Consider the following 14,752-nt stretch of genomic DNA (forward strand, 5'->3'; position numbering starts at 1 on the left):
TAACTCCGTAGATACCCGTAAAATGGTAATATTTATACAGATGGTAAATGATTCCATAGTACATAGAAATACCAATTTTCATATGGTAAAGTCTAGAAGAAGGAAAGGAGAGAGGTTATTATAAAAAAATTATTAAATATTGTGATGGTAATGACTCTTGTCTTTGGAGTTTTTTTTGCGATTGCACCGATGAATAAAGCATTTGCCTTGTCCTACGATAATACAAACCCTTATTCGACAGGGTGTGCTTCTAAAAGCCCAATCACCTATGAAACAGAATATATCTATAAAAACGGTGTGAAAATTGGATATGTGCAGCTAAAAGGAAGTGCGTATTGTCATACGGCGTGGGGTTACTTAAAGTTTTATTCATCTGCTCCTTACGATTATTATGCAAATGTTTGGGTTGACAGTTTTAATGGCACGACTAAGAGAGCATTTACAAGTTGTGCTAGTTCCGGTGGAAACGGATGGATAATGAAAGGGCAGACATCATGTTATACTGCACAATTATGGAATTTAGATCCGTATAATGCTTTGGCCAAAGCAGGTATTTATTCTTCAAGCGGGGCTCTCATTATTTCTGCGAACACCGGTCGTTATTAATGAGATACTAATGAAAACTTCCTGTTAACGACGGTAGAATTGCATTATTGCCATCTTTCCCATTTTGCCTACTATGCACAATCCATTTCGCAGTTCAATGCGTGATCAATTTTCTTTGTTAACACCCCCACGAATCTTAATGGTTTTTTTCATTTCATCTCATGGATTTGGAACGAGATACGTATGCTGTTTATATGTATCTCGTTCCAATCCTGAATCAATGGTATCCTACTGACAATTGAAGCGATCGTTTTCTTGCTTTCCACGTCACGGATTTTCATATCTTGCTGTCTTCCCCCACCTTGATTCCTTCTAAAAGATATATCTATTGTCAAAACTGACTATAAAAGGTTGAAATTTTTCACACAGTTTGTTTTATAAATCTATAAATATTGAGATTACATAATACTAAAAAAGATGAATCCAGCCCTATACCGTATCCATTTCCATTGATAATTCATGTATTCTAAAAATTATTTCTAAATTGGCCTTGCAATAGAAAGGATTCCTTGTTATATTACAGTCAATTAAATATTTTCTTACTTCATACTTTTTGAAGTGAGGATAGAGGAGCAAAGACCATTAGTACACATTTTGAGGAGAATGAGATCCTATGACTATTGTGGAAAGGGGAATTTGCCGAAGTGGAAAGAATCTCATGTTCTTGAAGCTGGTTCTGCTATTGAATAAATACAGGACTGTCATATAGGAAACTATATGGAGGGCTATCTTATGCGCGGAAACATTTTTTGGTAAATATTGTTTCTACTGCAGCAGCGAATCCTCGTTGTTGCTTTTTTGCGTTTACTCCTGAATGGCCCTAACCACCTCTGAATTTTTAAAAAAATATTATACAAAAGGGTGTGTAGTTATGAATTTTGGCCAAGTTTTAACCGCAATGGTTACCCCGTTCAATCATAATGATGAGATTGATTTTAATGCTACGAGAACTTTAGTAAACTATTTAATTGCTAATGGTTCTGATGGATTAGTTGTAGCTGGTACAACTGGAGAGTCTCCTACATTAACAACAGAAGAGAAACTGGATTTATTCAAAATTGTTGTAGAAGTTGTTGATGGAAGAGTTCCAGTCATAGCTGGAACTGGCTCAAATAACACGAGAGCTTCTATCAGCTTGACAAGGCAAGCAGAGGCAGCAGGAGTCGACGGAATCATGCTCGTTACCCCATACTATAACAAGCCGTCTCAAGAAGGATTATTTCAGCACTTTAGCGCTATTGCCCATTCAACATCATTACCGGTAATGCTTTATAATATTCCAGGACGAAGTGTTGTAAACATGTCAGTGGAGACGATTGTTAACCTCTCAAAAATTAACAATATCGTGGCAGTAAAAGAGGCAAGTGGTGACTTAGATGCCATGGCACAAATCATTAGCAAAACAACTAGTGATTTTACATTGTACAGCGGCGATGATGGGTTAACATTACCGGTTTTAGTCATCGGTGGAACAGGCATTGTTTCGGTCTCTTCACACATAATTGGAAATGAAATGCAAGAAATGATCAATAGCTTTAAAAATGGTGATGTCCAAGGTGCTGCTTCTACGCATCGTAAACTTCTTCCAATCATGAAAGCATTATTTGCTGCACCAAGCCCGGCACCAGTAAAATCAGCATTAAATATGCGGGGGTTAAATGTTGGAGGTGTCCGTTTACCGATGGTCCCTTTAAACGATGAAGAAAAAAGAGCACTACAAATAGCTTTACAACCTAGTAATGAAGAAGCTGTTTTGTTAAATAAATAAAGATAATGATTCTTTCAGCTATACTTTAATACCGATTTTCTAATTAAAGACCATAATAAACGGGATAAAATTTTAAAAAGCAGTGCAACTCATAAAGAGTGCACTGCTTTTTAATCGATGCAAGGCTCATTGCTTAAACTAGTTGAGCAGAATGGATTTATATTTACTAATATAAATTGATAATGAATAAATAGCCTATGTTTCTCTTTAGAAAGGCCATTTTTTTCTCCAAACCCTTTTATTTCATGGCCTGATGTTGCTGTTCTTCATTTTGATCCTTGCTGCAAACTTTATGTTTCCAAATTTAAGGACTTCATTTTTTTATTCCTTCTTCTACCTTTCTCTCGTTCTCTTGTTCTATCAAAAAACGTGCGATAAAGTGTACTTTTACGAACGGGACTTTTCTTCCTATATGGGTAAAACTGTTGAATATTTAATTTCTCTGAGAGCTAGGCTAGTTTGAATTTTTGTTATACCTAGTTTATTTAACTTTCTAATAAATATTTCTAATTCCTTCCGATCTTTGTTAGCCACTTTTAGAAGATAATCATACTCACCTGTTAAACAATGACACTCTAATACTTCTGACATAGAAGCTAATGCCTTTTCCAATACTTCCAGTTCTTCAGCTTGATGTATATTCGTACTAATAAAAATGAAACATAATAAATCAAAACCTAGCTTCACCTGGTTTAAAATTGCTACTTGTGCATTAATAAACCCTTCATTTTCCAAACGTTTTATCCTTGAATGTATAGCTGGTGGAGATAATTTGACACGCTTTGCAAGCTCAGTATTGCTTAACTGTGCATCCTTTTGCAGTAAATCTAAAATTTGAATATCAACATTATCTAGAACCTTGCTTACGATAGATTCCACTTATAGTCACTCCTTTTACAATTGTTCCAAAAACGGTATCACCTTAATAATAAAACTTAATTTAATTCTGTATATCAGCAATATTTTTTAATATTATTTTAAGTTTCTTCTATTATACAAAATAACATATTAACTAACGAACTAAAATGTTAAAATAATTAGTAATTAATTATGAAAATTGAAATGTCATTGTGCACAATGGCTTCGATCTTTTTTCACTTAAACTGTGAAAGATGAAAAGGAGCAAAAAGATATGAAATATTATTATTTTTCGTTATTACTTTTAACAAGTTTATTATGGGGTGGAAACTTTGTCGTAGGAAAATCGCTTGTCGGTCATGCTTCTCCGATGACGTTGACAAGTTTAAGGTGGATCATTGCTATTAGTTGTCTTTTGCCAATTGTATGGTGGAAAGAAAAAAAGATATTTCCCCCTCGAAGTGCAATCCTTCCTTTATTTTTGATGGGAATTACAGGTGTGGTTCTATTTAACCTATTACAATTTGTAGCATTAGAGAAAACATCCGCAACTAATGTTGGATTAATATCAACATTAAACATGATTTCAATTGCTATTTTTTCATTTTTCTTTTTAAAAGAAAGAATTAATATTCTACAAATGTTTTCTATGTTATTTTCGCTTATTGGCGTAATACTTGTACTTTCTAAAGGAAATATGGATCTATTCCTTTCATTACGATTTAATACAGGTGATTTATATATGATGGCTGCTGTATGCGTTTGGGGAATATATTCCGTTTGTAGCAAATGGGCAATGATAACAACAACACCCATGATGTCTACATTATATTCTGGTATATTTGGACTTATAGTTCTTCTTCCGTTTAATTTTTCTAATTTTGCAGTTTCTAATATAAATACTTCTTTCATACAATCTATTTTATATACAGGCGTTATCTCAACTGTAGCATGTATGGTACTTTGGAACATTGGTGTACAAAAATTAGGTACAACAACATCAGGTATTTTCTTGAATTTCAATCCTATTTTTACTGCAATTTTAGCCTTTCTATTATTAGGTGAAAAAATGACGTGGGTACAAGGAATTGGTAGTGGTATCGTGATTATAGGTTGTTATTTGTTCTCTTATTTTAAAGCGAAGGTGATTTTCAAAAAGAATTCTAGACAATCGCAGATTCAAGGATGATTTTTTTAAAAGTCTAAAAACGTAATATCTCTCGTGATTAATTTTCTATATATACAAACAAGCCTGATCCAAGGTGGATACAGGCTCATTTGTTCAAAAACTTTCCCGATAAGGAATTAATAAAAAAGTGCTTATTTTAACATCTTACATGCTTGCGTTTAAATCCAATCCTTCCTGTATCGACTTCTTTTTGAATACTTTTGTAAGCATTTAGAAAACTGCTTTTTTTCTTGTCCAATTTGACTATTCCTATTGCCTTTGCGGTCTCGACTTCCTTTTCATGGAGCGGCAAATATAAAATCCCCATTCATAGCGGATTTCGTTCGTTCTGGCGAATCGTGAATTTTATTTTTCACAAGGTCAAGCATATTGAAATTTTGCTTTCTGAAAATTCATCGTCTAGTCGATTCCCTAAAAGCACCGTCTAGCTGAAGAGCTTTATTCCTCGGGGACCTACGATGCTATGTCCTATGAAGGCATTATTCGGATTATGATCGTTGGATGGATGCTGCGTATTTTTATCTGTCCGATTTAGTAGACGCTGTAACTTTATCAGAGTCAGATATTGCACAAGAAGTTGCTGATAAATGGAATTATTATTTTGCACTTCCTTCTTTTTGAAATTTTCCGCTGTGAGTGATGGCGAATATTTTACAAACTGATTTGATAAGAATCTCCTTTTTCTGGATCAGACATAACATTCACCTTTTTTACTGGGATTTCATCACTGCCCATCAAGCTTTATCAAATCATTATCATATGCTATTTTTTATGTAAATGTGATGGTAAATAAGTTTTTAATTCTATTAGTAAGGAAAAGCCGCTCCTCCCCGCTTTTTGTAGTAAAGCAGTTATCAAATTAGTGAGGAGCTATAATACAGTCACAAATTAAGCGTTTGTTAATATATTAATTTTTCAAAACCAGTGCTTTGGATATTGTCTAGTTTGAAATAAGTTATTATAAATCATCGATATAAAAACTAATAATAAGGTACCTATTACAATTGAAATCAGGAATCCCCAACCAGCTTGGGAATTAATAGAAACAAGGGCACTTGCCGCTGCGGGGGGGTGAACAGTTTTGGTGAAAGTCATTATAATCAATACAATAGCCAATGTTAGACCGATAATGAGCAGGCTTTTACCAAAGATGCTCCAAATGATAAGAGCTGATGTAGTAGAGATAATATGTCCTCCAATAACATTACGTGGTTGAGACAAGAGACTTTTATGCGCACCAAAAACAATAACACAGCTCGCCCCAAGAGGAGCCAATGCCATAGGATATCCTAAATGGACAGCTATGAAACTAATAATGATAATAGCAATGAGCCCACCTATAGCTGAAACAAAGGAATCCATATAATCAATTCTGTCTTTTTCTCTAGCTTCACCCTTAATTTTCTTAAAATATGCTGTTAAACCTAAATTCTGTTGATCGCTCCAACTTTTTTCAAGACTTTTTACGAATTCCATAGTTTATGTTTTCCTCGCGTTTTCTAAGTAAGTCGACAGGGTTTTTATATATTGTTATCTTACAGGAAAACAATGAATTTTAAAATATATATCTGAATTTTCATTTTTTGTTTCCCATAAAACAGTTAACAATTTCCCTTATGTCTGTGTGCATGGCGCGAGTGTTCCTAGTACTTTGTTAATTCATTTAGGCTTTACCGTTATTAAAGAGTATAGATTAGTATCAAACGAAACATCATTTTGGTACATGTAATCTCTCAATATCCCTTCTTTTTTGAAGCCTAAATTTGTCAGCAACTTATTGGATGCTTTATTTTCAATAAAAACAATTGCTCCAATAAGCGTTAAGTCAAGCTCTTTAAAACCATAAGAAATCACCTTACGGACAGCTTCTGTTGCATAACCGTTGCCCCAATATTTTGGTAAAAGTGCATAACTCAGTTCTGCTCTCTTATGTTCATGGAACCATTCTTGAAATCCGATCGTTCCAATAATGCCATCCTTTCCTTTCAATTCAATTCCCCATTTAATACCACGTTTTTCATCGAAATTCTTTGAAAAATTCCTAATGATTTGCTTCACCTGGTCTGTATTTGTTAATGGAGGTTGCCCATAATGTCGTAATACATCTGGATTGGAAAAACATTTTAATACATCCAATGCATCCCCTTCAGCCAATTCTCTCAAGACCAACCGTTTTGTCTCTAATATCGGAAACATTGTTCCACTCCCTTTGCTAAAACTAGATTTATATCGTTCCAGAGGCACACCTCGATAATACCGTACGTACTACCGTGACATATATCAGATTTCCTTTTTTCAAAAAAAGGTCAACCAGTATACACCGGCTAACCTTATAATTAACGCATCCCCTAGCTTTATAAAAGCTTGATTACTTACCCTATTTCATTTATTAGGATTTTCCGTTATGTACCATAGTTATGACGACATTTCCCTTCTTGTGTCCTTTATCTACATATTTATGGGCTTGAACTATTTCTTCAAACGCAAAATATCTGTCAATGACCACTTCTAACTTCCCCGCTTCTACAAGTTTTTTGAGGAAGTTTAGAGCTTCGGGAGTTTCAGGGGAATTTTGACTCAATATCAGTTTCTTGCCGGTTGTCAATTTAGTCCATAGCATTCGAAAACCGGGTAACGGCTTGGCGACATTTAGATAAGTTCCGTCCTTCTTCAGCGATTTCATACAAGCTGAAAACGGACTCTTGTTTACCGCTTCAAAAATAACATCGTAGGTCTCACCATTTTTGGAAAAATCTTCTGAAGTGTAATCGATAACCTGATCGGCTCCAAGAGATTTTACCAATTCTATATTCTTTTTACTGCAAACCCCTGTAACTTTTGCTCCGAAATACTTTGCTATTTGCACTGCATAACTTCCTACACTTCCTGAAGCACCATAGACAAGAACCTTTTGCCCCCTCTGAATGTCAGCTTTTCTAAGATAAAACAATGCTGTACGTGCCCCAATTGGAATGGCTGCGGCTTCCTCATAGGATAAATTATTGGGTTTAATGGAAACTGGCCCGTCTTCAGGCAGACACTTATACTCGGCGTAAGCACCATAACCCACTTGGGAAGCTGCAAAAACCTGGTCACCTGCTTTAAACAGCTTAACACCTTTACCTACTGACTCAACTTCCCCGGATAACTCCAAGCCCAATATGGATTTCTTGGGACGTCTTAAACCCATTATTATCCGGGCAGGAAGCCAAACAGAGAGTGGAACTGTAAAGCTCCGTGACCGAATATCCCCCATTGTTACCGTTGTCGCTTTTACTTTTACCAGTATTTCATTTTCCTTAGGAGAAGGTTTTTCTACCTCTTTCAGTTGAAGAACGTCGGGGGAACCGTACTTGGTGTAAACGATCGCTTTCATTAATCCTCCTCCAATTCGTTATCTTCACTTAATATCTACGAATCTACAAAAACTGTACTCGGACTATACTGCTCCGCCAGTTTAAAAAATACTAAATCTAAACGCGTTTACAATAGCTTACTCGCCTTCATTTATTTTCATGCCTCTAATAAGAACTTCGGCCACTTCAGGACGTGTAAACTCAAGTGGCGGGACAAGGCCGTTCCGGAGCATTTCCCTGACTTTGGTCCCACTTAATATAAACCTATCTTCATCTTTATGGGGACATGTTTTCAAGGAAGCCATATTCAAACATTTTTTACAGTAAAAGCTATGTTCAAAGAATAGAGGTTTTATGCCAATTTTCAGCGGATCAAACTGGCTAAAGATTTCTTGGGCATCATATGTGCCATAATAATTGCCTACACCCGCATGATCTCGGCCGACAATAAAATGCGTGCACCCATAATTCTTTCGGACAATTGCATGAAATACTGCTTCCCTGGGCCCAGCATAGCGCATTGCTGCTGGGTATATGGCAAGTAAAACCCTATCCATTGGATAGTAGCCTTTTAGTAATGCTTGATAGCTTTCCATCCGAACATCAGCAGGTATATCATCTTTTTTCGTTTCACCGACAAGAGGATGCAATAATAGTCCATCAACGGTTTCCAATGCAGTTTTTTGCAAGTATTCATGTGCACGGTGTACTGGGTTCCTCGTTTGAAAACCGACAACAGTATTCCAACCTAAATCCGTGAACATCTTTCTCGTTTCGGAAGGGGTCATATGAAATTCCCCGAATGGCTCATGCGATGATCCATTTATTAAATAAATTGGTCCGGCAACATAGATATCCCCTTGTCCAAACAGCTTTTTAACCCCAGGGTGATTGGGATCGTCTGTTTTATATACGAGTTTTGCTTCCTCCAGTTTATCGTATGCAAACGTTTCTTCCACCTGTATGATACCAGCAAGTTCCCCGTCATAACTGTATAAAGCGACCTCATCGCCAATGTTCAGCCGACTTGCCTCTTCCTTCGTGACAGGAAGAGTGATCGGTATCGTCCATGGCAAGCCATTTGCCAGATGCATATCTTTAATGACACTTCGGTAATCCTCTTTTCCCATGAATCCTACAAGCGGGCTGAACGCTCCGTTTGAAATCATTTCCAGATCGGAAATATTCCATTTCGAGATGGTCAGGGACGATAAGGATTTACACTTTTCCAAGTATTCCACACGGTCTTTTCCTGATAATTCACGTTGAATCAGTTTCCCGCCATGTGGATCGATACTGGTTCTTTGAACCTTCATTTATAACCCCTCACTCATTTGATTTGGTTTTTTTCATATTCTCTTTTTCAAATTCGGCCATGTCGATGTTAAAGATCATTATCCTTTAAATAGTTCATGACCTGCTGCACACATTCTTCAATGGTGTATTGACTGGTTTCAATTAGTATCTCCGGATTTTCCGGTTCTTCATATGGAGCCGAAACGCCTGTGAAAGAGGTGATTTCCCCACTTCTAGCTTTCTTGTACAATCCTTTGGGGTCCCGTTTTTCGCAGGCTTCGATGGGACACTTTACATAAATCTCAATAAACTCATCCTGTTGTACTTTTTTTCTTACATCCTCCCTGTCACTTGCATAAGGCGAAATGAAAGTGGCCAATACTACTATTCCACTATCCACAAATAGTTTGGTGACCTCTCCGATTCGCCTTATATTCTCTTTACGGTCACCAGAGCTGAAACCAAGGTCTTCATTTAATCCATTCCGTAGATTGTCTCCATCTAAAATATATGTCGATATTCCCATCGCATGCAGTCTTGCCTCGACCATGTTGGCGATGGTGGACTTACCTGACCCTGATAAACCAGTAAACCAAAGAATATAGCTTTTATGTCCGTGCTGAGCTTGCCTTAGCTCTTTCGTAATGGAAAAAGGATGTTGATGGATATTCTTTTGTCTACTCACGCTATCTCCCCTTTAATCTTTATGGAACCCCTTTTTGTTGTTCCGGATGACAAATACCAAAGAACCTGCCCACCCGATCAATATCAGCATATATATGACGGTGACCCAATGATCCTGAAGAGACCATGTAGCAAGCAGCGTTCGAGCATTCGTCAAAATGATAAAACCCCCGACAAGGACTCCCAATAAATAAGATGGCAATTTCGTAACGATCCATGCAGCAATCGGGGCAGCAATAATTCCTCCTACCATCAGGGAGGTTACCCAAAACCAGTTCACTTCCTGCCAACCTAATGCAATGAGAAACCCTAGGGTTGCGGAAACAGCAATTGCAAACTCACTAGTGTCAACTGTACCAACCACTTTTCTGGCAGGAACACCTTCTTGGGATAATAGGACTGGAGTTGTGATAGGACCCCAACCGCCCCCACCCGTTGCATCTGCGAAGCCCGCTATCAATCCCAAGGTGATCGATTTTTTTCTTGTAAGATTAATTGATTTCTTTTCACTTTTTGTCGTAGACGTTCTTAAAAAGCGGAAAAGTACATACACACCAAGAATCAGCAGAAATATCGAAATGTATGGCTTTATCAGATCACCAGGTAAGTTACTTAAAAAGCACGCTCCTGCAAATGCCCCAATAGATCCAGGTATGATTAATTTGAAAAGAGCCTGGCGGTCGACATTCCCGAACTTCATATGTGAAATGCCTGATGCGGCCGTTGTCACGACTTCTGATAGATGAACGGATGCAGAGGCCACTGCCGGTGCGATTCCGAATGTCAGCAACATCGATGTGGATGTAACCCCATATGCCATGCCTAATGAACCATCGATCAGCTGCGCCAGAAATCCGATAAACGCAAATATAATGAGTTTTCTCATTTTCTCCTCCTACAAAGCATTCCTTTTTTTATAACGTACCTGTTGTCCCGTGTTATCAACCAATGCACTGACGCTCGTCCACTGTCGATTAACGCAATGAAGCCCTTCCTGACAAAAGCTTTAATTGGTGACAGTCCCTTTTTATTAAGGAAAAAAAATGATTTCTATAAGATATGCAAAGAGCTTTATGTATGTTATAGACTCATATATGAAATTAGAAATTTCATTTGGCCACCCTCGTGGTCCCGTGATGAAAGTCAGGCCCTTCCAACAACTAAAGGAGGTCCCTGTTTTGAAAAAACAGGGACCTCCTTTACATCATGCTCACCTATTGTTGTTTCCTAAGTTCATTTACCAATAATTGTTTCATTTTGGCATGATGTCGATTAACCACCAGCCTATTTTCCATTTTAATGAGGCCTTCATGCTTTTTAGAGCCCATTTCTGTATGATTCCTATATAGTAATAGCGGTTGAGGCACAAAGTGAAATTTGAAATTTTGCAAGATCCGCAACCATAAATCATAATCATGTGTGTATAGAAGTGACTCATCAAATATTCCGATGAGCTCAAATACCTTCCTGTGAATCATGACCGAGCAGCCATTAATAATATTTCCTCTGATCATTGCTTTAATAAGTTCAAGCTGATTAGGTGGGTATATCCCTATAATCGGAGTAATGATTTCGCCATTATCATCAATGCAGTAATAACTGGTATAACTGAATCGTGCATCTTCCCTTACCATTGCTTCCAACTGGATCTCTGTCTTCTCAGGGTAAAAGATGTCATCTGAACTAAGCCAGCATACATAATCACCTGTTGCATTTTTGATGCCGGTATTCAATGCACTGGCAGTTCCCCCATTTTCCTTTTTGATATATATTATTTTATCCAGAAACGGATCGATTTTTTCTGAATATAATGTAGAACCATCATTGACTACGATAATCTCAATATTCTTGTAGGTTTGGTTGAACAAGCTCTCCAAAGCTTTATCGATATATGGACAATTATAGAATGGAACAACAATCGATACTTTATGCACATTCCCCCTCCTTCAAAGAACAGTGAACCCTATTTAAGGATGCATAGTTATACTCGTAATATATGAGCCCGATAAAGCGATTATTAACAGATTACACTTTCCAATAATCACCAATAAATCCAGTCTCTTATCTGTAATATATTCTAAAAATTGGAAGAAGGACATATATTGATAAAAGCTTTCCACCATTTATAACAACTTAAGTGCTGAATTAATGTACATAAACTAGCCCCATTACATAAACATGCATTTGATTCTTTTTAAAAAAATTGCTGGAGGTTTTCAATTATGCAACACAACACTTTTCCTGCTTTCCAAAAGAATGGCACCATAACGACTAAAAAAAGACTATTCACAGAAATTCAAAATACATTTACCATAGAATTCTGGGCAAAACCAGAACTTCCTCATGAAGTCAAAAAAATAGCTACAAGCGGCTTCTCAAAAATTATTAACGAGCGATTTGCCATCGTACCGGTATTTGGAGCATACGTTGATGGGGATGGTACTCGGGCAGGTGTTGGAGTATCGGTTGGAACAAATGGAATCTCAGTATATGAGCATACAATTGACCATTTACCTGCGACTTTAGTTCACGAAGCGCCAATAAATGATTGGACGCATATTGCTGTTGTATATACTAATAAAAAACCCACATTATATATAAATGGAAGATATACTAAAACGGGAAAAGTCAGTAGAAAAAAAACAGTAGTTCCTTCGGGAGTTTTTGCGGGAATGAAGGGTTTAAGCTTTTATGTTGGTGGTCTAAATGAAATACGAATCTGGAGCACAGCAAGGAGGCCCCATGAAATCCAACAAAATATGAGTAAAAAACTTACCGGGAATGAACCAGCTCTTTTTGGCTATTGGAAATTGGATGAAGGTACCGGTATAATCGCCCACGATTCAACCATTAATAAAAACGACGGGACGATTGAAGGAGCAGACTGGTACCCACCTGAAAATTCAGAAAAGCCGAAAAGAGAAATGAATGTCTTGTTTACTTTTTTTGTTCCGAGCGGCGGAATTGAAACATTAAATAGACAACGCTTTTATGCACTTTCAAAAGAACAAATAAACTGTCACTTTTTATATACACAAAATGGAACGGGACTACAAAACAAAATTAATACTTCTATTTTTGTATCAAATAACGATAATGAAATTAAATCAATTATCCTAAATGGAAATTATGATGCTATTGTTGTTGCTTCCGATCTTGTGCTATTACAAACAATAAAGAATTTTGGGTACGAGGGAATTTTAATTTACGAAAATCAAGGGTTAGGTTTCAACAAAGAATATGCAAATAATTATTTACAAGTTCACACAACCATAATAGATGATTATTGTGACGCAATTTTATACCCTCAAACACCTCATCTTATTCAAGCATTTGAGACTTATTTTCCTAATAAGAAAAAATTTTGTTTTCATAATTGCTTCAATACTGATGATTTTAAATACGAGATACACACAAGGAGAGAAAATCCAATTATTGCCTGGGTAGGAAGGTTGGAAGAAAATAAGAACTGGAGAGATTTCTTAACAATTGGGTCTAAATTAATTACTAAGACCCCTTCTATCCAACTTTGGATGTTTGAAGATAACACATTGTCAACTCAGGAAGAAAGGTTAGCCTTCAAAGAAAAAGTTAACGAATTAAACTTGAAGAGCCACCTTACCATGTATGTAAATCAGCCACATAGTAAAATGGCTGAATATTTTTCTATCATTGGTGACTCCGGTGGCTTTTTATGTTCTACATCAAAAGTAGAAGGGTTTGGATATGCTGTACTGGAAGCAATGGTTTGCCGTTGCCCTGTCCTATCAACAGACTCTGATGGGGTACGCAGTTTTATCAAACATAATCAAACAGGAAAATTTTTCGATCTGGGAAATATCGATCAGGCAGAAATAGAAGGAAATGAGTTATTGTCAAACATTCCTTTAAGAGAAGAAATTAGACGAAAGGCTGTCGAGCACATCGAAACAAACTTCTCACCTGGTAAATACTCAGAAAATTTTATAAACATGATCCAAGAACTCAAAAATGCAAATCATTGAGACCCATTCCACTCTCCAGCCTTTAGTTGGATTTAGAGGTGAGAATACACCATAAAAGGAATGACCGCTTCCATTCAAAAGGAAGCGGTTTTTCTACATGTTAATTTTCCTTTATTTATCCTGTTTTGCAGGGGCCATTAGAGCTGCCCCTATAGAATTAACATATATTTATGGCCTCTTCAATTATATATTACGGTTCTCAATTCTCAATATTTTAAAAGATTAATAGTTTAAATCTATTTGATATCGAATTATTTAATCTGAATATATTGTTGCATTGAAGCTTTCGGGGCCTACTCTTATAGTTCCTATTGCACTAGCTGTTATGAACGCCGTATATACAACTTGGTTATTAGCGGGAATGGGAACATTAAAATCAGAAGCTGAAAATGATAGTATCTGAGGTCCTAAAATTGATAATTCAAGATCTTCCCGTGCAGAATAAATAAGGAAATCAGTGGGATTATTTCCCCTCACTATCGTCATGGTAATAGACGTAGTAACAGGTAAAAGTGGTAGCTGAACCGTTACTGTTCCAGATATTTGAGTGCGTACAAGTCCTGTTGCACCCGCTGCATTAAGAGTTAGTCTTGCAAAAAGTTGAGGTGTTGTAGATACAAGAATTCCAATAGAGTTTGCATAACTAGCATTTTGGGAAGTTCTCGCATCAAGTAACTTAACCAAAATCATCATCCTTTCTTTGTTGCTATTCAATAATATATGATATTTTTCCGTTGATGCTTGTACATTAGTACATAAATCAATTATCATTATCAAAAATCTTAAGTGGTTTAACCTTTCTAGAATAATATTGATATTACAAAAGGGGAATTCTTCACACCAACACACCCTACTTGGAAATCTCGTCCTACTCATTAGAGAATCGAGGTGAGCGACTAGCAGGACTGCGTTACTTTCTAGTATCAGAAATGAAGGGAACATTCTTATTTATAATTATTTTTTAACTGTTAATATCTAATCTAAAATTTAA

At 36.6% G+C, this 14,752-nt stretch carries 13 protein-coding genes, 1 pseudogene and 1 riboswitch; of the genes and pseudogenes, 4 read left to right on the forward strand and 10 right to left on the reverse strand.

Annotated elements, in window-relative coordinates; all coding sequences use genetic code 11:
* Nucleotides 1-150 precede the first annotated feature (150 nt).
* Both ABC374_RS12780 and dapA read left to right on the forward strand, forming a co-directional pair.
* Nucleotides 151-606, forward strand: coding sequence for a DUF2690 domain-containing protein (locus tag ABC374_RS12780; protein ID WP_413018146.1), 456 nt, complete (start codon nucleotides 151-153; stop codon nucleotides 604-606).
* 557 nt (nucleotides 607-1,163) lie between these two features.
* Nucleotides 1,164-1,342: riboswitch (Lysine riboswitch) on the forward strand.
* A gap of 135 nt (nucleotides 1,343-1,477) precedes the next feature.
* Entirely contained in the window at nucleotides 1,478-2,374 is an 897-nt protein-coding gene (gene dapA, locus ABC374_RS12785; RefSeq protein ID WP_413018148.1) for a 4-hydroxy-tetrahydrodipicolinate synthase, read from the forward strand.
* Nucleotides 2,375-2,782: 408 nt separating this feature from the next.
* Here the strand turns inward: dapA and ABC374_RS12790 are convergent, their stop codons facing one another.
* Nucleotides 2,783-3,253 (reverse strand): Lrp/AsnC family transcriptional regulator, encoded by a 471-nt coding sequence (locus ABC374_RS12790; protein WP_413018150.1) that lies wholly within the window; start codon nucleotides 3,251-3,253, stop codon nucleotides 2,783-2,785.
* Between the two features lie 253 nt (nucleotides 3,254-3,506).
* Between ABC374_RS12790 and ABC374_RS12795 the strand changes: the two genes are divergently transcribed.
* A complete protein-coding gene (locus ABC374_RS12795; protein ID WP_413018152.1) occupies nucleotides 3,507-4,421 on the forward strand; it encodes a DMT family transporter in 915 nt (304 codons plus the stop codon).
* 136 nt (nucleotides 4,422-4,557) lie between these two features.
* Here the strand turns inward: ABC374_RS12795 and ABC374_RS12800 are convergent.
* From ABC374_RS12800 to ABC374_RS12835, 8 genes and pseudogenes are all read right to left on the reverse strand, one after another.
* Nucleotides 4,558-4,839: pseudogene (locus tag ABC374_RS12800) on the reverse strand (DNA alkylation repair protein); the annotation flags it as partial.
* 497 nt (nucleotides 4,840-5,336) lie between these two features.
* Nucleotides 5,337-5,897, reverse strand: a complete 561-nt coding sequence (locus ABC374_RS12805) for an HPP family protein (protein WP_413018154.1) — start codon at nucleotides 5,895-5,897, stop codon at nucleotides 5,337-5,339.
* Between the two features lie 183 nt (nucleotides 5,898-6,080).
* The gene (locus ABC374_RS12810) at nucleotides 6,081-6,617 is read right to left on the reverse strand and encodes a GNAT family N-acetyltransferase (RefSeq protein WP_413018156.1); all 537 of its coding nucleotides are present in this window, start codon (nucleotides 6,615-6,617) and stop codon (nucleotides 6,081-6,083) included.
* A gap of 193 nt (nucleotides 6,618-6,810) precedes the next feature.
* Nucleotides 6,811-7,797: an NAD(P)-dependent alcohol dehydrogenase gene (locus ABC374_RS12815; protein WP_413018158.1), complete on the reverse strand. Its 987-nt coding sequence runs from the start codon at nucleotides 7,795-7,797 to the stop codon at nucleotides 6,811-6,813.
* 117 nt (nucleotides 7,798-7,914) lie between these two features.
* Nucleotides 7,915-9,093, reverse strand: a complete 1,179-nt coding sequence (gene sat, locus ABC374_RS12820) for a sulfate adenylyltransferase (protein ID WP_413018160.1) — start codon at nucleotides 9,091-9,093, stop codon at nucleotides 7,915-7,917.
* 68 nt (nucleotides 9,094-9,161) lie between these two features.
* Nucleotides 9,162-9,758, reverse strand: coding sequence for an adenylyl-sulfate kinase (cysC, locus tag ABC374_RS12825; protein WP_350298994.1), 597 nt, complete (start codon nucleotides 9,756-9,758; stop codon nucleotides 9,162-9,164).
* A 12-nt stretch (nucleotides 9,759-9,770) separates the two neighbouring features.
* Nucleotides 9,771-10,643, reverse strand: coding sequence for a sulfite exporter TauE/SafE family protein (locus tag ABC374_RS12830; RefSeq protein WP_350298995.1), 873 nt, complete (start codon nucleotides 10,641-10,643; stop codon nucleotides 9,771-9,773).
* A 328-nt stretch (nucleotides 10,644-10,971) separates the two neighbouring features.
* Complete coding sequence (locus ABC374_RS12835; RefSeq protein ID WP_413018163.1) at nucleotides 10,972-11,691, reverse strand: glycosyltransferase family 2 protein; 720 nt, start codon at nucleotides 11,689-11,691, stop codon at nucleotides 10,972-10,974.
* Nucleotides 11,692-11,979: 288 nt separating this feature from the next.
* Between ABC374_RS12835 and ABC374_RS12840 the strand changes: the two genes are divergently transcribed.
* Nucleotides 11,980-13,761 carry a glycosyltransferase gene (locus ABC374_RS12840; RefSeq protein WP_413018165.1) on the forward strand — a complete coding sequence of 594 codons (1,782 nt, stop codon included), beginning with the start codon at nucleotides 11,980-11,982 and terminating at the stop codon, nucleotides 13,759-13,761.
* Nucleotides 13,762-14,016: 255 nt separating this feature from the next.
* Here ABC374_RS12840 and ABC374_RS12845 read toward each other — a convergent pair whose 3' ends face one another.
* Nucleotides 14,017-14,532, reverse strand: coding sequence for a hypothetical protein (locus ABC374_RS12845; protein WP_413018167.1), 516 nt, complete (start codon nucleotides 14,530-14,532; stop codon nucleotides 14,017-14,019).
* Nucleotides 14,533-14,752: the final 220 nt, after the last annotated feature.

Source organism: Peribacillus phoenicis (assembly GCF_047238085.1).
In the GTDB taxonomy this organism is placed as follows: Bacteria; Bacillota; Bacilli; order Bacillales; family DSM-1321; genus Peribacillus.

Coding starts and splice junctions, on each gene's coding strand:
- ABC374_RS12780 (WP_413018146.1), top strand. CDS start 151: ATGACTCTTGTCTTTGGAGTTTTTTTTGCGATTGCACCGATGAATAAA.
- dapA (WP_413018148.1), top strand. CDS start 1,478: ATGAATTTTGGCCAAGTTTTAACCGCAATGGTTACCCCGTTCAATCAT.
- ABC374_RS12795 (WP_413018152.1), top strand. CDS start 3,507: ATGAAATATTATTATTTTTCGTTATTACTTTTAACAAGTTTATTATGG.
- ABC374_RS12805 (WP_413018154.1), bottom strand. CDS start 5,897: ATGGAATTCGTAAAAAGTCTTGAAAAAAGTTGGAGCGATCAACAGAAT.
- ABC374_RS12810 (WP_413018156.1), bottom strand. CDS start 6,617: ATGTTTCCGATATTAGAGACAAAACGGTTGGTCTTGAGAGAATTGGCT.
- ABC374_RS12815 (WP_413018158.1), bottom strand. CDS start 7,797: ATGAAAGCGATCGTTTACACCAAGTACGGTTCCCCCGACGTTCTTCAA.
- sat (WP_413018160.1), bottom strand. CDS start 9,093: ATGAAGGTTCAAAGAACCAGTATCGATCCACATGGCGGGAAACTGATT.
- ABC374_RS12830 (WP_350298995.1), bottom strand. CDS start 10,643: ATGAGAAAACTCATTATATTTGCGTTTATCGGATTTCTGGCGCAGCTG.
- ABC374_RS12840 (WP_413018165.1), top strand. CDS start 11,980: ATGCAACACAACACTTTTCCTGCTTTCCAAAAGAATGGCACCATAACG.
- ABC374_RS12845 (WP_413018167.1), bottom strand. CDS start 14,532: ATGATAATTGATTTATGTACTAATGTACAAGCATCAACGGAAAAATAT.